This is a genomic window from Treponema sp. B152, assembly GCF_024181665.1.
GTDB lineage: Bacteria > Spirochaetota > Spirochaetia > Treponematales > Treponemataceae > Treponema_B > Treponema_B denticola.
On sequence record NZ_CP058668.1, the window covers coordinates 1,424,047 to 1,441,277 of the forward strand.

A 17,231-nucleotide genomic window follows, 5' to 3' on the forward strand; every position below is an offset into this window, starting at 1 on the left:
TTTTTTTTACGCCCATCTAAAAACATTAAATTTCAGAAGAAGCATTCAAGACCTCGGCCCTTTCTTTTTCAAGCTCGGCCAGTTTCAGTTCAAGTTTTGCCTGTTTTTCGCGCTTACAATAAGGGCACTCAAAATGTTCGCCCTCAAGATAGCCGTGAACAGGACATATCGAAAATGTCGGCGAAATCGAAAAATAGGGAATACGGTAATTGTTTGCAACAGCCTTAACCAAATCCCTGCAAGATTCCCAATCCTTGATAGATTCACCCAAGAATATGTGAAAAACCGTACCTCCCGTATACTTACGCTGTAAACTTTCTTGATGATCCAAGGCTTCAAAAACATCGGTAGTATAGGCAACGGGAAGCTGGCTTGAGTTGGTGTAATAAGGCTCGGCATCTCCCGAACTTATTATATCGGGGAACTGATTTTTATCGTGGCGAGCCAGTCTGTAAGAAGTACTTTCAGCCGGGGTTGCTTCAAGATTGAATAAGCTGCCCGTCTCTTCTTGGAAGTCTGCAAGGCGGTTTCTCATGTAGGTTAAAACCTTTTCGGCAAAGGCCTTTCCCCTAGGGCTTACAATATCCTCACCCAAAAAGTTTAGGCAGGACTCGTTCATACCGCAAATTCCTATAGTCGAAAAGTGATTGTTTAGATGATGTAAATACCTCTTAGTATACGGGAAAAGGCCTCCCTCCAGTAGCTTTTCGATTACCTTCCGCTTTATCTCAAGACTTTGTTTTGCGATGTCCATAAGATAGTCCAAGCGGTCAAAGTAGTCCTTTTCGGTTTTTGACAGGTACCCGATTTGAGGCATATTTATCGTAACTACCCCTATGGAGCCCGTAAACTCATCGGAGCCGAAAAGTCCGCCTCCTCTTTTACGCAATTCCCTTTTATCGAGTTGAAGACGGCAGCACATGGAACGCACATCCCCGGGATTTAGGTCGGAATTTATAAAGTTTTGAAAATATGGCGTACCGTATCGGGCAGTCATCTCAAAAAGCAGTTTTGCATTCGGACTTGACCAGTCAAAATCGGAGGTTATATTGTAAGTGGGAATTGGATATTGGAAACCTCGTCCTGCGGCATCTCCTTCAAGCATAAGTTCAATAAAGAGCTTATTTATCATATCCATTTCTTTTTGACAGTCGCCGTATGTAAAATCCTGTGTTTCGCCCCCGACAACAGCCTTTTGGTTTGCAAGGTCGGGCGGACATACCCAGTCCAAGGTTATATTCGTAAATGGAGCCTGAGAACCCCAGCGGCTGGGAGTATTTACACCGTAAACAAAGCTTTGAAGGCACTGTTTTACGTTGGCTTCACTCATCTTATCCTTTTTTACAAAGGGAGCCAAATATGTATCAAAGGAGCTGAAGGCTTGAGCTCCGGCCCACTCGTTCTGCATAATGCCTAAAAAGTTGACTATCTGCTGAATAAGAGTCGATAAATGCTTGGGAGGCTTTGAGGTAATCTTATCGGGAACCCCGCCTAAGCCCTCATGGATAAGCTGCCTAAGGGACCAGCCTGCACAGTAGCCTGAAAACATTGAAAGGTCATGAATATGAAAGGCTGCAGTTATATGGGCTTCGGCAATGGCAGGTGTATAAATATTTTTAAGCCAATAGTTTGCCGTAATAGTACCTGAGTTATGGAGAATAAGACCGCCTAAAGAAAAGTTTACGTTGGCATTTTCTTTTACGCGCCAGTCGGATTGACTTAAATATCCGTCCATGGTGCTGTTTATATTCAGCATGAGGCTTTCCGCATCCCGCACGGCCTCTCTCTTGGCCCTGTAAAGGATATAGGCCTTTGCAAGACGGGCTTCCTGCTGTTCAATTAAAACAAGCTCCACAACATCCTGAATTTCTTCTATTGCCGGAATAGAATGGGCATAGCGGGAAGCCATAATATTTTTAAGCTTTTCTTCGACCTTGTCCGTTAAAAACACAGCTTTTTCATCATTTGGGCTGCCTTCAACTGCGGTTATAGCCTTATTGATTGCCTGTTCTATTTTTTTTCGATTATACGCCTCAATTTCCCCCGAACGTTTTACTACCGAGCGCAATATCTCAGGCTTTGCCTTCTCCATTGTCCCTAAAAAGGACTTCCATTCAGGAAAAACAGTTTGATTTGTACTTTTCCCCTCCATAACTTTTAATACCTCCCAATTTATTTACAATTTATTTTCTTACTTTTTTTACCTCGTTTACAAATTCATCCAAGTTGCTGAATTGTTTATAAACGGAGGCAAAGCGGATATATGCCACTTTGTCTATTGAATACAAATGAGATAGAACCATCTCGCCCAAAGCAGTAGTTTCTATCTCTTTGTTAAGACCGGAACTTAAAATAGCCTGATCTTCAATTTCAGTAACAATATTTTCTATACTGTTTAAGGAAACAGGCCGCTTTTCAAGAGCTCGTTCAATACCTTTTTCAAGCTTTTTTCGGTCAAAGGGTTCCCTGCGGCCGTCTTTTTTGATAACCATAAAAGGTTTTTCTTCAATATGCTCATAACTTGTAAAGCGGTAACCGCAGGCAAGACACTCCCGTCTCCTTCGGATACAATCCCCTTGAGCCAGAGTTCTTGATTCCATAACCTTATCATCGCAGTTTCCGCAATGCGGACATCTCATATTTTACTTACAGGATGCCTAAAAGCCGGCATCCCTCCCTCCCAAAAATAGCGTATCTAATTATACACTACAGGATAACACACTATATATAGCGTGTCAAGCCGATATTAAATTATTTTTCTCCTAAAAGCTGTTTTATTTCGAAAATTTCCGAAGACATGGCAGAGCGCTGCATGGATTGGTATTTTTTCGGAACCATCTCCTTGCTTGTGCACTCGATTGCTGCAACTAAATTTTGCAGCTCTATCTCATAAGGATAAGAAGGCGGAATAAAATCGGCTATAGTTTCTTCCAAGTCTTTTTGTATAACCATTGCCCTGCCTTCTACAGTGGCGTTCATCTTAGCACGCACAAGTATGGCTTCTATATCAGCACCGGATACATCGAATTTAATCTTTTTTATTATCGAATTTAAATTTACATCATGGAGCTTGATGCGGAGCTTTCTTTGAAGGGTTTCAAAAAGGTCGAGCCTTTCGGCATCGGTTTCGGGATAAAAAAGAGCCAGATGTTCTTCAGCCCTGCCCTGCCTTTTTAAGTCGACGGGAATCAGGTCGGGGCGGCAGGTAATCAAAAACCAGATTATCTTTCCCCTGTAAGCCGTGTTTCCCATAAAATTTGCTATTTGAGCAAAAACCCTGCTAGAGGTACCGGATATATCGTTCGCGGTGCGGTTTCCGAGCACAACATCGGCCTCATCTATCATAACTGCGACAGGCGACATAGCCCTCAAAATATTCAGCACCTTTTCAAGATTCGATTCGGTAGCCCCCTGCCATTGAGAGCGGAAATTGCGTAAACGCACCATAGGAATGCCTATTTCGCCGGCAAAGGCGGACACTATAAAGGTTTTTCCCGTGCCTATTGGACCGGAGATAAGATAGCCCATGGGAAGAACATCGGTTCGGGCGGCCTTTAAAGCCTTAGCCGCAATTTTAAAGCGCTTTTTTACAAAATCATGGCCCGAAACAAGGGATAGGTCATAATCCGTATCTATAAATTCCAAGAGGCCTCCGGCCTCATTTTCGATAATCTCCCTTTTTTTGGTTGCCAAATAATCCAAACTTATAGGCTTGTCGTCCTGATAAGACTCTCCTACAAGCTGATATAGGTTTAATAGGTTTAAACCGGAGGTTAAAGCGCCCATTCTTTCAGGGCTCAAGCCCCGCTCGGCTAAAAGGATTTCTTCAGTCCGTCGTAAATGTTCTAAAAAATTAACCCTTACGGCTGCATCAGGCAGAGGAATACGCACCTTTATTGTAGAAGGAGAAGCTGTAAGACGGGGGTTTAGGTCTGTCAGGTTTTCGGTAAGCATTATTATCGAAATATCTTCCCGAGTAAAAGAAGGCTCATGGGACCATCTGTTTAAGGTAACAAGGCAGTACCTATCGGTTTCATCCAAATTTCCTATCTCATCGGCAGGAATTATGGTTTCGGCATAATCTACAATAAGAACAATCCTCAAATTTTTGCCGAAATTTAGAACAAAATACCTTTCAAGGTAAGAAAAAGCCTCCTCAGGATCGCGGGATAAAAAGTTTTCGGGAGGTACATCAGGATAAGTCATATGCATTGTCTCAAGATAAGCTCTTTCCATATCGGAAGTACAAAAAGAAACGCCTCCGGACTTATCGTAGTACACTATTATGTCCTGATTTCCAAACAAAACTTCGGAAATATAGTCTCTTATTTTTACGAACAAGAAGTTATGCCCGTATTCGGTTATTTGATGGGGCAAAAAATCCCTTATATTTCCATGCACAAAGTAAAGGTTTGCCGTTTTTGAGCAATATTTTCTGGAAAGCTCCTGTGCCCATTCCGGCAAAATATCTATGTAGGCACTGTTTTCTTTAATCAGCTGTTTTCCCGCTGCCATAATCCCTCCCGCCTTATAATCACCATACAACAAAAAAAATAAAATTTCAAGAAGAAAATAATTTCATTTTTTTTATATTCCGATTGTTGTTTTTTATTTTTTGTGATATACTTATATATAAGTAAAACTGTGATAAATAAGGGAGGCTGTATGAAAAGAATATCAACAATTCTTATATATTTAGGTATTGGAGCAATTCTTTTTGCTCAATCGGCAGAAAAGGTGGATGAGATTTTAGCATCAAAGACCTTAACAATAGGACAGGCATGCTATCTTGTAGGTACATCTACCGGAGAAGTCGATGATAAGAGCTCCTATGAAACGGCCTTTAATAAATTTAAGGGGCTTAAAATGTTCGAAAATAAAAAGCATGATGAGCCTATTAGATTTGACGAATTTTCTAATTTGGCTTTGCAGTATTCTTCGATAGAGCATGGCTTATGGTATGGAATTGCAAAAAATCCGCACTACGCTTTTAGACAGCTTAAAACAATGAAGCTGATTCCCCATAAAACGGTTCCGTCTTCACATATTACGCCGTTTACCGCAATCAATCTATTGGCCAAAATAATGCCTAAAGAGGACAAGTAAGGAGGATAGATAATGAAAAAAGTAAAATTGTTTATATTTTTGTTTTTAATTATTGCATTAAACCTTTCAGCCTTTGAAGGAGGCGGAATGCTTAAAACGGGTCTAGGCATTGACCTTGGTAAAAACAAAACAAACTTATCTCATTTCGATAGTCTGTCTCTTTGGGCTAAACAAAATCTCGATAAAGAAGGGAATTATAATTTTGCTATTCAGTCTTCATATTTGTTCAATTTAAAAAAGCCTATAAAACCTGATGGAAAGTTGGATTTAGATCATATTGTTAATTTGGATATGCTTAAATTCTCATTCCTAGTCCCCATAGGTAATGACAGTTTGACCATTGACGCCGGCAGGTACAATATCTCCGATATAACTGCTGTAATTTTAAATCAAAACATTGATGGTGTATATATAGCATACAATAAAACCAATTTTTCAACATATTTTAACCTAGGATACACAGGGCTTTTAAACTCCTATGTAAATCCTATCAATGCAGCAGGTATAACATCAATATTAAAGAAGCAAACAAAAATTTACAATCTTGTACCGTCTTTTGTTCATATGTCTGCTTTGTTTCATGTTCCTTTTCAATCATTGCGTCATGCCATTGACTTTGATTTGAACTCGTTCATGGCAACGGAAAATCCGAAGACAACAAATAATTATGCCTCAATATCGGTAAACGGTCCGATAGTTAATAGACTTTTTTACCTTGCATCAGTATCAACATCCATTTTAACACGGGACAAAAGAAAACCGCAAACAGGCTTTTTTTTAAAAGGAGAACTGGACTACTATTTTGAAAAATACGATTCAAAACTAGGTTTAAAAATGCAATTATTCTCAGGCGGCAAGATGAGCTTTAAATCTTTTACGCTTTCAACTATGTCAAAGGTTAACTTTATGGAGCCTACGGATTTATTGAAAATAAGTTTAGATGGCAGCATAAAACCTGTAAAAAATTTGTTTTTAAGTACGGAGGCAGCTATTATGGCTTATGCAGCAACTCAACCTAAGGGTAGAAGCAATTTTGCCGGTTTTGAGTGGAACGTATCTGCCAATTATACAATACTTCAAGATATATCCATTAGTACCGATCTAGGTATGTTTGTGGGAAAAAACGGTAAGTTTGATGCAGTGTTCAAATTAAAGGGCATCATTTCGTTCTAAAATTTTTATAATAACTAGGAGAAAAAGATGAAAAAGGTATTTCTTATTATTAGTTTGGTTTGCTTTGTTTTAACTCCGCTTTTGGCTATTAGCGGTGAGGTTGTTGCAGTCAAGGGAAAGGCTGAAATAAAGCAAGGCGGAAAATGGCTTCCTGCAAGGGCTGGAAACAAAATAACATCGGGACTTATGATTTCGACAGGGTTTAAATCCGAACTGACTTTAAAGATTGACGGTTCCGTTATTACGGTTAAACCTATGACAAGGCTTACAATCGAAGAAATCGCCGAAAAGAATGAAACCGTTTCTTCGGAAGTTTACTTAAATGTAGGTTCCGTAAAGGCCGATGTAAAACCGGCTTCAACAAAAAAGGTTGAGTTTAAGGTAAAAACACCTGTTGCAACAGCTTCCGTTCGAGGAACATCCGGAGAGATCGGTTCTGACGGTCTTTTAATCGGAACAAGCGGAATATGGTCGTATGTAAACAATGATGGAATTGAAACAAGGGTAAATATCGGCGACTCTGTTATTATAAGCGATACGGGGATGGTAACTCCGGCTCAAAATATCAAGGCTAATGAAGTTTTACCGGCATCAGTCGCGACTCTTGCAGAAGCGGAAGCCAATTCTCCTACGCTTACCAACCAATCACCCGGCATTGAAGACGCAATAAATACGGCGGCTTCAGTTTCAACACTATCTTTAAGTATAGGCTGGAAAGACTAAACTTATACCGCCCTTTGAAGCATTTTCAATAAAGGCTTCAAAGGGTGCTTTTTTTTCTAAAGGAATTTGTCCGTTTATTGTTACCTTATAGGAATAAATACTCATTTACTCAATTAAATAATCTCGATTTAGGAACGAAAAGCAGCCTATTTTGATTAACGTTGAGGAGTTTTAGCTAATGAAAACTAAACACGGTATTATATTTTTATTTTTAGGAATATTTATTTTTTCATCATGTATAACAGTAAAGTATTATGGAACCGATACTACAGCATTTGAAACAAAATATTTCGGAAATATTATTGAATTTAAAAAGTCAGCCGTTGCTGATTATAATGATATTATTTTGAATGGAAAAGAAGACTTTAGGTTAGGCTTTGATCCTCTTTATCCAAATGAAGTAGACCTCATGAAATGGACAGGACAGGTCCGGCTTAACGATATTTTTTACGATATTCAAATTAACTATCGGCAAAAGAAAGGAAACTATGGAATTGAAAATATTCGAGAAGTTGATATTCAAAATCTCCCGCCTATCTATAAATTTGAAAAATTCAATATATCCGGTTCTCAAGCGATTTGGGAAAAATCCGTACATGAGTCGGAATTACCGGTTAAGCTTGCAACTTTTTCTATTGGAGACGTTGAATTTTATGTACTGTTAACAAGCATGTATACCGTAGCGACAATGAAAGATAATATGAGTTCTTTTATTCAGATGGTTAAATCAAAAGATCAGGTGTTCCATATTGTTAGTTCAGACGGAATAATCTATGCAGAATTTACTAAAGATAAATATAAAATATTTAAGATGAATAATTCAAAATTGGTTTCTAAAAAATTATGGCCTTGTATAGCAGTATTTTCGATTGTAAGAATTATCTGTTCCAAATAGAATTTATATACGACATATTTGCAAATTCTCAAAACCTGTCATACCTTGAGAAAAACTAACTTTATACCGCCCTTTGAAGCATTTTCAATAAAGGCTTCAAAGGGTATTTTTTTATCTAAAGGAATTTGTCCTCGAAATCTTATCTTTTCTTCGTAAGATAATTCTAAATGTTCAACAGAAAATTCATCAAGGTGACGCTTTAAATTTTCCCATTCGGAATAAGAGCATTCAAATTGAAAGGTCTCTTTTTTGATAAGATCTTCGGTTGAAGCTTCTTGAAGAACAAGTTTTGCAGAATCCGAGTAGGCCTTTACCAAGCCGCCGGTTCCCAAAAGGGTTCCTCCGAACCAGCGTGTAATTGTAAGCATTATGTTTGTGATTCCTGAACCCTTGAGCACTGCAAGAGCCGGCCTGCCGGCAGTTCCCGAAGGTTCTCCGTCATCGGAACAGCCTAAAACCTCTCCGTTTTCACCTGCAACAAAGGCATGGACTACATGGCGGGCATCTTCGTATTTTCCCTTTTGGCTTTTTAAAAGTTCTCTGGCTTCGGCGGCCGAATTTATAGGAAAAATTTCCGCTAAAAATCTTGAGTTTTTTACGGTGAGCTCACTTAAAGCATATTGCATTAAAACTTTCATTTTAAAAGGCTCTCCCTCTTTTTTAATTTCCTGTCGGCATAAAACATACACATTAAGCCGCCCGTAAAGGGAAGTATTGCAAAAGTTAAACCGGCAAAAAAAGTATCTGCCGTCATCAGCGGAAAAAGGGCAAAAATTCGAATAATAAAAAATATCAAATCATAGAAAGCATTTAAAAAGTAAGAAAAAATAAAGCCTGTAAACGGAAATAAAAGAGAAATAAAAATTGCCGCAAGGCCTAAAATTAAAAAGGCAGATATAAGAGGGCTTACAATGACAGAAGCAATTATACCTACGGGTGCTAAGACTCCTATCTTGCTTATTACAATGGGGGCGGTAAAGGTTTGAGCTCCTATTGAAGCCGAAAAACTTCCCAATATTTTAGGAGGTATTTTTCCGGTTAGAATATCATGTACTGCACTTCCAAAGATGAGAATTCCGGCCAAGGCACCGTACGAAAGCATAAAGCCGAGACTTAGGGCATCATCAGGCTTTACTGCAATATGAAAAATAAGCATTGTACATAAAATCGAAATCATAGGAGGCTGGAGCCCCAAGGACTTTCCTATAATAATTAAAATCATCATGCCGAGGGCACGATTAAGAGAAGGTGCAGCTCCCGCAAACCAAACAAAGAAGATAATGGAAACTAATGAGAATTTTATCGCGAGGCTTTTTTTCCCAAATATAGAACCCATCTGCAAGGCAGCTAGACTTACCAAAGAAACATGCATCCCTGAAAGGGCTAAAACATGAGCAAGCCCTGCATTTCTAAAAGCTTCCGAAACAGGAAGAATCAAAAAATCCCTGTTTGCAGAAAGGAGGGCTAAAAGCAAGGCACCGGCACTCCCCCACCCTGCCAACAAACGCATAAGATAAAACCGTAAAAAAGCCCTGAATCTTAAAACATGCGATTTCCAACCTAAAAATTCGGGAACGGATTTATCTCCAAAAAAAGCCAAGGGGCTCATAGCGTTTTTCTTTGCTCCGAAACGGCCCGAAGCTTCAAATATTACGCCCTTGGAAAAATTGGCTAAAGCTTCTTTTCTTGAACCGGTCTTATAGGGCGCCGAATCAGCGGCCTTGTAGACCGTCTTGTAGACCGAAATTCCGTAAGCATTATTTTGTAAGACCATATCCGAAGGAAAAAATATTTTTATATTTCCCTTTGCAGAAAATTTAGCCCCATTATTATATGAAAAAGAAATAAGTTTAGCATTTGCAGCATAGTATTTTTCACCGGCAGGATAGGCTTCTCCCGTAAGCTCGGCTTGAATACTTTTAACCTTATTTAATTCGGCAAGGGAAAAAGGCTCCGCATAGATAAAAAATAAACGCAACACAGCAAGGCTTCCTATAAAAAGCCCTGCAAGGATAAAAAAGAACTTCTTTTTTCTAAATATAAAACCGATTATAAAACTTAAAATAAAAATAGAAATTATCAAAAATTTATTAAAATAATTTCCTATTGCACAAAAAAAATAAAAAGATAAAACAGCCGCACAGGCTGAAACTACAATCGGTTTTAATACAAAAAACTTATTACGTGTTAATTTGTTTTCATTTACCACTTTAACTCCTCTATGGCATTTCGAGAAGCTTGTTTAACCGTTTCAGAATAATTTAAGTATTCAACATACAATAGATAGTCAAATGCGGTTTTATCCCCAAGCTTTCTCAAAGCCGTAATTACACTGAGCACTAATGGCTCACTGTATTGCTTTGTTTTTTCGGTTTCCGAATTTAACACACCTAAAAATATCGACAAATTTTGAGAACACTCGATTGTACCTAAATTTCCCATACAATCGATTATCTTAATAAGCAATTCATCGCCCCGCGGGCTTGTTTTACGCAAGCCCTGAGCATAGTAAAAAAATTTGTTTACCTGCGAAGAAGCCTTACTCCACTTCAATGCAGATAAAACAGGTAAAGTCTCTTCAATCAAGTTTTCAGAACTCTCAAGATCCGCTCCTTTTAGATTTTTAAGACCGTAATCAATGACAAGCTCACTAATCCTGCCAAGCTCAGGGCCCTCAATACGCTTATTTTCTTTTGCCAATAAATACAGTGTCCATATATATTGTATGTTTTTTTGCATTGTTTTAGCAAGAATTTCATCAAAATAATTAAAAGAAATATTATTTAATGCAGTTTTTACCGTATCCTTTAAACCATCGTTTACAGGATAAAATAAGGTTTTAATCAAGACGTCAAAAGAAGAAGGATCTGCAAAATTCCCGAGAGCTTCGGCGTAGACTCTTAGAAGATTAACGTTAGACGCCTTGCCTGAAAGTAAATCGGATAAACCTGAATCATAAAGAGAATTCAGATAATCCGTAAAGGCGGAATCTTTTTGAACCAATTTGCTTAGACTTTTTAAGCAGGCTATTTGAAAATCTTCATTTTCAACCGTAGAAAACAAGTAGCGGATACTTGCAGAGGCCTTTAATTCGTTTAGCTCTCCAAGCTTGGTTACGGCAATTATACCTATATTTAACAACCTGTCATCATTTTGTAATATTGCATAAGAGGTTTTAACATATTCCACCGCATCTTGATATATGGGAATTAAGCTTTTATCCTCTGACTGTGAAAGTGAACGCAAAATAACAGCCTTCACATCTATCCCTGCAGAAATAAAATCTTTACGCAAATTTAAAAGCTCATCTTGGTCTATAGCAAAAATAGAAAAAACACAAAAGATAAAAACTAAAACAAAAACTATTCTTTTCATACAGACCCCTTACTTTCTGCAAAATCATAGAGCATTTGACCGTCAGTTAAGCCGTCTTCCAAAAAATTCTCATCTTTTATTTTTTGGTCTGCCGCTGAATGATCATTATTTTCTTCTTTTAAAATATTGTTTATAAATTCGGTGTTATCATCGGTAGTCGCTATATTATATATATAGGATAAAATAACATTTTTCATTTTTTGGTCTAAAAATTCACATTGAAAATGTACTCGCGATTTATTTAGAGGTTGGTCATAAACGAAACGGACAATCTTACCGCACATTACAATTTCGGTATTTTTTAGTTTAAATTGCAGCTTCATTCTGATACCCTTTGCAGCCTTGCCTTTTACAAAAAACATGGCTCCGTCTTCCGATATGTCCTTTATGTTTGATTTTACTCCGCCCTGAATTTCATAATCGGAGTTATAAGGATCTCCAGCCCTAAGAGGAAACATCAAGCCTTCAATATCACATGAAGCTCTAACCGATTTTCTTTTTTGTGTACGAACAATTTTTTTTGAATGCTTAATATAAATTTCTATTCGGTCCTCTATTTTTTTTGCTTTGACGGCTTCAGAACTAAAGACATATCCTGCATCATTTTGTTTCCAAAAATAAACCCTTACAGCCTTATTTTGCCAATTAACTTTTTCGGCTCTTTCTGCAGATGCATCAAAGAGGGCAAACACAAGCTCATTCTTTGTATTTGCCATAAGTTTGCCGTAAACGGTTGTTTCTCGCGGCACAAAGATAATACAAATTTGGCCGATATAAATCTCATGCGTCGATTCAATTCTTCGTTTTTTTTGAACTTCTTCCAATTCAATTTTTGTGCGGTAATCATAGAGTTTGTTAAGTAAAATTTGCATTTTTTGAGAAACATCGGCATCCAGCTTATTTTCAACCTGACGGGCAATAAAGCGTATACATTCATCTAAGGCAGCAACCGACCAAAAAAGACGGGTTTTATCTTCAAGACCTACATAATTGGCTGTCCGCCACAACAATAAGAGATTAGAAAATAAAAATCCCCTGTCTTTCCCTTCGGTAAAAAAACGGATTAAATCCAAAAACCGTCTCCCCGGAAGAGTGAACGAGAAAGCCGTAAATAAAAGAAACACAATAATAAAAACTACAAGAATATACATATTTATCTCTTTGTGATATAATACCATAAATTATGCATTTTGATAAGAAGACTCTAAGGTTTTTACTTGAATTTATCTTTATTTTCACCATTTTTGTCCTTCCTCCGATGTTAAATAAGAGGGATTTTACCCCGCCGCCTCAGCCGGAAGGTATCTTTTATGTTTTAGTCTTTATATCGAAAATAGTTTTTTTTGCAGCCTATGAAGAAATTCTATACCGAATATATTTACCGTATAGAATAAAAAGCTTTTACGGAGAAAATCCTGAGAGCTTTAAATCAGCCTTTGCTGCCTATGAAATTCTTCCGGTCATTTTTTTTGCTCTGGCTCACCGTTATTTAGGTCCCTTTAATGTGCTTTATGCTGCGGCCGCAGGAATAATTTTTAGAGTATTATATGTTCTTATACAAAAAAAAGCCTCTACAAAATGCAGCATAACAACGGCAAGTATAAAAGCGGCTCTTTGCGTTATAGTGCTTCACTCTGTCCATAACGGAATCATCTATCTTTTGATTTTTAAAGGATAAATTAAGGCACAGGTTTCGTATATCTTTTTATAAATTAAAAAATTTTCTTCGTAAACGGAGGTAAAAGATTTGCTCTTAAGAGGCTTGTTTTCATCTCCATCAAGCAAGAGATCAAAACCTATTATGGTATTGGTCTTATCGGTTTTTATTTTTTCGTCGATAAGGTTTAAGTTTTCCATACTTTTTTTTATGATAGAATCTTCAAGAGGCTTTCCGGTTTTTAAAGAGTCTAAGAGGTTCAGACATATATCCATACCCTCTTTTGCAAGCTTCATGGTTTTTTCCAAATCGGTACTTAATTCTTTTAAGGCAGAGGAAAGGTTTGGAGAACTAAAGCTACCTTCTTTTTTATAAGAAGACAAGTCAGGTAAAGCACCCATCTTTTCGATTTTTATTTTTTTTGAAAGAGGCGAAGCTTTTGCTTTAAGTAAAAACTCTTCCATACTTAGAGCCGGCATATTCGGAATCTTTAATCCCCGCGGTAAAAGCTTATAGGTTTTAATATCGGGGAACTCGGCAATCTTACTTTCAAACCACCAAGCATACATCTGCATTCTCTTGTCGCTTAAAACCTTTCCCTCATAGCCTTCTTTTAATTGAGGCGAGGCGGAATAAAGGCTTATATGAGAAGCTGTTTCCGAAGGAAAAAATCGGTTTGAAAAAGCGTTCACATCTTCTTCAAATCGGCTTCCCTTAAAGTGGGTTTGAAAATCGGGAAAGGCTAAATCGAGGCCTGCAAAAATAATTTCAGAACAGCCTAAAATTCTTGCAAAATCCCAGCAAGCTGTTGCAACGGAACCGCCGGTAACAAGTTTACCCTTTTCGCCTATAAGTTTTTCTATATATTGAGCAAGGGGAAACATGGAAGTACATAAAAACTTGGCTTTTGTTTTAAGCCGGAAAACGGCCGGATATACGGAAGATTCGGTAATAAGAATCGAATCCGAAATGTCGAGGTCTGCAAGATGAAGATAATTCCAATATTGAGCATCCATTAAAAGAATAAAGTCGGGTTTTAGGCCATGCCTATGACAAGCCCTTACAGCCGTATCTGCTGCAATAGTTATAAACTTATCTTCATTTTCTTTTACAAGATTTATCGTGTCATCTAAGCCGGGGCCGGCAGCAATTATCAAAGCCGGACAAGAAGCAAAAATATTTTCTATTTTATTGATACCAAAAAGACCTTCGGTTTGTTCCATATTTTTTAAAAAATTTTTAAGCCAAAGTTTTCCGAATTTTTTTAAGGTATTTTTGTTTAAATTTGTTTTTTCATTCCTTCGTTTTTTTAAGGCCTCAAACTCTGAAAACCAAGAAGAACTTACATCAATCAAGGACTGAATTTTAAAAATCGGAGTATCAAAAAAAGATTTGCTTTCAAAAAAATCCAACACATCTTTCGGATAAAGACCTAAAAGAAGTATCAGATTTTCGTGCATAAAAAAATCATCCAATGGACGGCTTTGTAAAAAAAGAAAAAAAACAAAGAGGTCGGGCTCGATTATAATCAACGAAGATTTAGGATATTTTTTTGCATAAAGCTCTTGAGCATAGCCCAAACCAAGGCCGCAAAAAACACAAGAGCTTTTAGCCTTTTTATCTTCAAAAAAATCAAGAGAAATATTTTTTTCGGCCTCGCTTATAGGATTATATTTTGAATGAAGGTATTTTCCGTTTATGCGTGCAGTAAAAATCTTTTTATCTGTTTCTTTTAATTTTGCTTCTTCAAGATAATAGCTTTCAGGAATTCTTTCGGCAAATTGTTTAATACCGATTTCTGAGTCAAGGCCTAAGGCCGCAGAGAGCTCAGGAAACCGGCAGGTAAAAAGTTCCGCATTATAAAAAAGGTTCTTATACAAAATTTCACGATTACCGGCGCTTTCTTTATTCGAGATTGAGCTCAATTTTCATTCCTTTTTTAAGAGGTGTTCCGGGCGGAGGAGTTTGAGAGACGACATATCCGTCACCTGTAATTTTTACCGAAAAGTCTTTTTGTAAAAGAAGCTCAAGCAAAAGTTTTTTAGGAACGCCCGTTAAGTCGGGCATCTTATCTTTTAAAACGACAGGTTTATTTTCGCTTATGGGAATCCGGCCGGTGTGTTCAACGGTAGGAGCATTTTCTCTTGCAAGTCCGAGATAATCTATAATTTCGTTCGAGGCCTCGGAAATTACGGGAGCCGCAATAACGGAGCCGTATATTTGTCCGACAGGTTTTATGACTGCCGTATACAAAATAATCTTTGGGTCATCTGCCGGAAAAATTCCTATACAGCTTGAAATAAAATCGGTCTTACTGTAGCCCCCGCCTTTCTCATTTGCCATCTGAGCTGTTCCGGTTTTTACGGCAATGGGAACTCCGTTGATAGAAGCCCTCCAAGCTATACCCTCTATGGAGCCCGTTCTCATATAGCTTAAAAGCAGATCGGCATTTTTTTCGGATATAACCTTGTTTAAAACCGAGGGCTTATGAAGATAGACGATGTTTCCTTCCTTGTCGGCAACCTTTGAAATAAGAGAAAGGCGCAAAGTGGAACCCTTATTGGTAAAGGCCGTTGCAGCTTCAACCAGCTGCAATGCTGAAACTCCTATTTCCTGTCCTATAGCAATTGTGTGCTTTGTGCGGATAGACCAGTTTTGAGGGGAGGCAAGAAGACCGGCCGTCTCTCCCGGAAGCTCTATATTGGTTTTAGAGCCGAAACCGAAAAGTTTAATCTTTTCATAAAAAGCATTTTTTTCGGTAATATCGGCAATCTGAGCAGTTGCATCGTTACATGAAAGACGGATTACATCCCGCGGGCTTACCCTTCCATGAGTCTTTAAACAGGTTATTGGTTTTACATTGGGCTTGTTAAATTCAAAAAGAGCATTACAATCGTATACTTGCCCGTCCTTAGTAGTGCCCAATTCCAAAAAGGCGGCCATAGAAAATATCTTAAAAACCGACCCCGGTTCATAAACATAGTTTGCAGGACGGTCAAGACGCTGTTCAGGCGTACTTTCGATAAAGTTTGCAAGGGAGGCAGAAGGAGAGTTCACATAGGCGAGAACCTCTCCGGTCTTTGCATCAACTGCAAGAAAAACGGCAGATTGAGCCTTTGTTTCTTCCATCGTTTTCGATATAATTTTTTCGAGCATGTACTGAATGTTTCCGTCTATGCTGAGATAAACGTCGTAGCCTTTGCCAGTATAGCCCTTTGTTTCAGGAGGGGGAGAGAGAATATTTTGAAGGGAGTATTCTACGCCTGTTTTTCCCCTGCCGTCATCGCCTAAAAAACCTACAACTGTAGAGGCCAATGTATTTTCGGGATAGGTTCGGTTAAACACAGACTCAAACCTGATACCGCTTAATTTATTTTCATCTATAACGTTTTTAACCAAATCCCTTTCACTTTCGCTCATTCTTTTTTTTAAATATAAAAAATTTGATTTGGAATCTTGAATTTTTTCCAAGAGATCTGATTCGTTTTGCATTAAAACAGGGGCCAAGACCTTCGCCGCCTCGGCAGGATTTTTCATAAGGGTTTTATCGGCATAAAGATTATAGATAGTTGTCTGAACTGCAAGGATTTTTTTATTTCTGTCATATATAGTTCCCCTTTCAGTCGAAACCTTAGGCGTAATCACTATAGGTTCTTTCATTATCATGTACTTTGCAAATTGGAGTATAAGCAAAACAACAAAAATAATTACAAGACTTATAAAAAACCAAAACCGGGGCTTTGAAATAAAACTATCTACTTCTTCCATATAAAAACCTTACCGTAAATACCGTCAACGAGGACAAAGCCGTAATCGCGGGAATCATAAGACTCTTTTAGATTATCTCCCAAGGCTAAAACATAGCCCGCCGGAACCCGCACCTTTTCTTCATCGGACATACCGCCTAAATTGCGGAATTGTATAGCCGTCAAGGGTATATCTTTTCCGGAAACCTTCATCGAATAATCGTAATTGTACCCTAATTTTTTAGAAAATTCTATAGGTTCTTCCGAAATACCTAAACATCTTTTTACGGTAAAATGCCCGTCCTTTCGGTACACGATTATATCGCCGCTTTTAGGTCTTGCCCAACGGAAAATATACTTATTTTTTAAAGGATGCTTTATACCGTAGGCGGCTTTAAAAATAAATACACAGTCCCCGTCCTTTAAAGACGGCTCCATAGAAGGGCCGGAAACCTTCTTTACATCAAAGACACAAGCCTTGATAAAAGCAAAAAAAAATATAAAACAGAAAAAATAAAGGAGTTTTCTTTTAGGTTTTTTAAACACCTTTTAGCCT

At 37.9% G+C, this 17,231-nt stretch carries 15 protein-coding genes and 1 pseudogene; 5 read left to right on the top strand and 11 right to left on the bottom strand.

Features of this window, described 5'->3' with window-relative positions; genetic code table 11:
* Positions 1-25: 25 nt before the first annotated feature.
* From HYB91_RS06640 to HYB91_RS06650, 3 genes are all read right to left on the bottom strand, one after another.
* Positions 26-2,152, bottom strand: coding sequence for a ribonucleoside triphosphate reductase (locus HYB91_RS06640; RefSeq protein WP_002668663.1), 2,127 nt, complete (start codon positions 2,150-2,152; stop codon positions 26-28).
* Positions 2,153-2,183: 31 nt separating this feature from the next.
* Positions 2,184-2,639 (bottom strand): transcriptional regulator NrdR, encoded by a 456-nt coding sequence (nrdR, locus tag HYB91_RS06645; protein WP_002668662.1) that lies wholly within the window; start codon positions 2,637-2,639, stop codon positions 2,184-2,186.
* Positions 2,640-2,751: 112 nt separating this feature from the next.
* Positions 2,752-4,515, bottom strand: coding sequence for an ATP-binding protein (locus HYB91_RS06650; protein WP_002668661.1), 1,764 nt, complete (start codon positions 4,513-4,515; stop codon positions 2,752-2,754).
* A 150-nt stretch (positions 4,516-4,665) separates the two neighbouring features.
* Between HYB91_RS06650 and HYB91_RS06655 the strand changes: the two genes are divergently transcribed.
* From HYB91_RS06655 to HYB91_RS06665, 3 genes are read left to right on the top strand one after another with little or no spacing between them, the layout of a single operon-like run.
* Complete coding sequence (locus tag HYB91_RS06655) at positions 4,666-5,106, top strand: hypothetical protein (RefSeq protein ID WP_002668656.1); 441 nt, start codon at positions 4,666-4,668, stop codon at positions 5,104-5,106.
* Positions 5,107-5,118: 12 nt separating this feature from the next.
* A complete protein-coding gene (locus HYB91_RS06660) occupies positions 5,119-6,279 on the top strand; it encodes a hypothetical protein (RefSeq protein WP_002677883.1) in 1,161 nt (386 codons plus the stop codon).
* A gap of 27 nt (positions 6,280-6,306) precedes the next feature.
* A complete protein-coding gene (locus HYB91_RS06665) occupies positions 6,307-7,002 on the top strand; it encodes a FecR family protein (RefSeq protein ID WP_002677881.1) in 696 nt (231 codons plus the stop codon).
* Here the strand turns inward: HYB91_RS06665 and HYB91_RS13000 are convergent.
* Positions 6,979-7,098, bottom strand: a pseudogene (locus tag HYB91_RS13000) (YigZ family protein); the annotation flags it as partial. The gene HYB91_RS06665 and the pseudogene HYB91_RS13000 sit on opposite strands and share 24 nt — an antisense overlap.
* 82 nt (positions 7,099-7,180) lie before the next feature.
* Between HYB91_RS13000 and HYB91_RS06670 the strand changes: the two are divergent.
* On the top strand, positions 7,181-7,897 hold the full coding sequence (locus tag HYB91_RS06670; RefSeq protein ID WP_002677880.1) for a hypothetical protein: 717 nt from the start codon (positions 7,181-7,183) through the stop codon (positions 7,895-7,897).
* 38 nt (positions 7,898-7,935) lie between these two features.
* Here the strand turns inward: HYB91_RS06670 and HYB91_RS06675 are convergent, their stop codons facing one another.
* The 4 genes from HYB91_RS06675 to HYB91_RS06690 are packed head-to-tail and all read right to left on the bottom strand — an operon-like array spanning position 7,936 to position 12,423.
* Entirely contained in the window at positions 7,936-8,535 is a 600-nt protein-coding gene (locus HYB91_RS06675; RefSeq protein WP_002677879.1) for a YigZ family protein, read from the bottom strand.
* A complete protein-coding gene (locus HYB91_RS06680; protein WP_002677877.1) occupies positions 8,532-10,106 on the bottom strand; it encodes a ComEC/Rec2 family competence protein in 1,575 nt (524 codons plus the stop codon). The genes HYB91_RS06675 and HYB91_RS06680 overlap by 4 nt, the downstream gene beginning before the upstream one ends.
* Entirely contained in the window at positions 10,100-11,272 is a 1,173-nt protein-coding gene (locus HYB91_RS06685; RefSeq protein WP_002677874.1) for a hypothetical protein, read from the bottom strand. The genes HYB91_RS06680 and HYB91_RS06685 overlap by 7 nt, the downstream gene beginning before the upstream one ends.
* On the bottom strand, positions 11,269-12,423 hold the full coding sequence (locus HYB91_RS06690; RefSeq protein ID WP_002677871.1) for a PilZ domain-containing protein: 1,155 nt from the start codon (positions 12,421-12,423) through the stop codon (positions 11,269-11,271). Before HYB91_RS06690 ends, HYB91_RS06685 begins: the two co-directional genes overlap by 4 nt.
* 32 nt (positions 12,424-12,455) lie before the next feature.
* On the opposite strand from HYB91_RS06690, the gene HYB91_RS06695 reads away from it, so the two are divergent.
* Positions 12,456-12,950, top strand: a complete 495-nt coding sequence (locus tag HYB91_RS06695; protein ID WP_002677870.1) for a CPBP family intramembrane glutamic endopeptidase — start codon at positions 12,456-12,458, stop codon at positions 12,948-12,950.
* On the opposite strand, the gene HYB91_RS06700 is transcribed toward HYB91_RS06695, so the two are convergent.
* Genes HYB91_RS06700 through lepB form a run of 3 tightly spaced genes read right to left on the bottom strand, consistent with a single transcriptional unit; the run spans position 12,926 to position 17,221 of the window.
* Positions 12,926-14,854 carry a motility associated factor glycosyltransferase family protein gene (locus tag HYB91_RS06700; RefSeq protein ID WP_002677868.1) on the bottom strand — a complete coding sequence of 643 codons (1,929 nt, stop codon included), beginning with the start codon at positions 14,852-14,854 and terminating at the stop codon, positions 12,926-12,928. The two genes, HYB91_RS06695 and HYB91_RS06700, sit on opposite strands and share 25 nt — an antisense overlap.
* Entirely contained in the window at positions 14,835-16,697 is a 1,863-nt protein-coding gene (locus tag HYB91_RS06705; RefSeq protein WP_002677867.1) for a penicillin-binding protein, read from the bottom strand. The genes HYB91_RS06700 and HYB91_RS06705 overlap by 20 nt, the downstream gene beginning before the upstream one ends.
* Positions 16,685-17,221: a signal peptidase I gene (gene lepB, locus HYB91_RS06710; protein WP_002677866.1), complete on the bottom strand. Its 537-nt coding sequence runs from the start codon at positions 17,219-17,221 to the stop codon at positions 16,685-16,687. The genes HYB91_RS06705 and lepB overlap by 13 nt, the downstream gene beginning before the upstream one ends.
* Positions 17,222-17,231: the final 10 nt, after the last annotated feature.

Excerpts from the sequence above, each read along its gene's own strand:
- HYB91_RS06650 (WP_002668661.1), bottom strand. The coding sequence starts at position 4,515 with ATGGCAGCGGGAAAACAGCTGATTAAAGAAAACAGTGCCTACATAGAT.
- HYB91_RS06640 (WP_002668663.1), bottom strand. The coding sequence starts at position 2,152 with ATGGAGGGGAAAAGTACAAATCAAACTGTTTTTCCTGAATGGAAGTCC.
- HYB91_RS06705 (WP_002677867.1), bottom strand. The coding sequence starts at position 16,697 with ATGGAAGAAGTAGATAGTTTTATTTCAAAGCCCCGGTTTTGGTTTTTT.
- HYB91_RS06670 (WP_002677880.1), top strand. The coding sequence starts at position 7,181 with ATGAAAACTAAACACGGTATTATATTTTTATTTTTAGGAATATTTATT.
- nrdR (WP_002668662.1), bottom strand. The coding sequence starts at position 2,639 with ATGAGATGTCCGCATTGCGGAAACTGCGATGATAAGGTTATGGAATCA.
- HYB91_RS06655 (WP_002668656.1), top strand. The coding sequence starts at position 4,666 with ATGAAAAGAATATCAACAATTCTTATATATTTAGGTATTGGAGCAATT.
- HYB91_RS06690 (WP_002677871.1), bottom strand. The coding sequence starts at position 12,423 with ATGTATATTCTTGTAGTTTTTATTATTGTGTTTCTTTTATTTACGGCT.
- HYB91_RS06695 (WP_002677870.1), top strand. The coding sequence starts at position 12,456 with ATGCATTTTGATAAGAAGACTCTAAGGTTTTTACTTGAATTTATCTTT.
- HYB91_RS06665 (WP_002677881.1), top strand. The coding sequence starts at position 6,307 with ATGAAAAAGGTATTTCTTATTATTAGTTTGGTTTGCTTTGTTTTAACT.
- HYB91_RS06675 (WP_002677879.1), bottom strand. The coding sequence starts at position 8,535 with ATGAAAGTTTTAATGCAATATGCTTTAAGTGAGCTCACCGTAAAAAAC.
- HYB91_RS06660 (WP_002677883.1), top strand. The coding sequence starts at position 5,119 with ATGAAAAAAGTAAAATTGTTTATATTTTTGTTTTTAATTATTGCATTA.
- HYB91_RS06685 (WP_002677874.1), bottom strand. The coding sequence starts at position 11,272 with ATGAAAAGAATAGTTTTTGTTTTAGTTTTTATCTTTTGTGTTTTTTCT.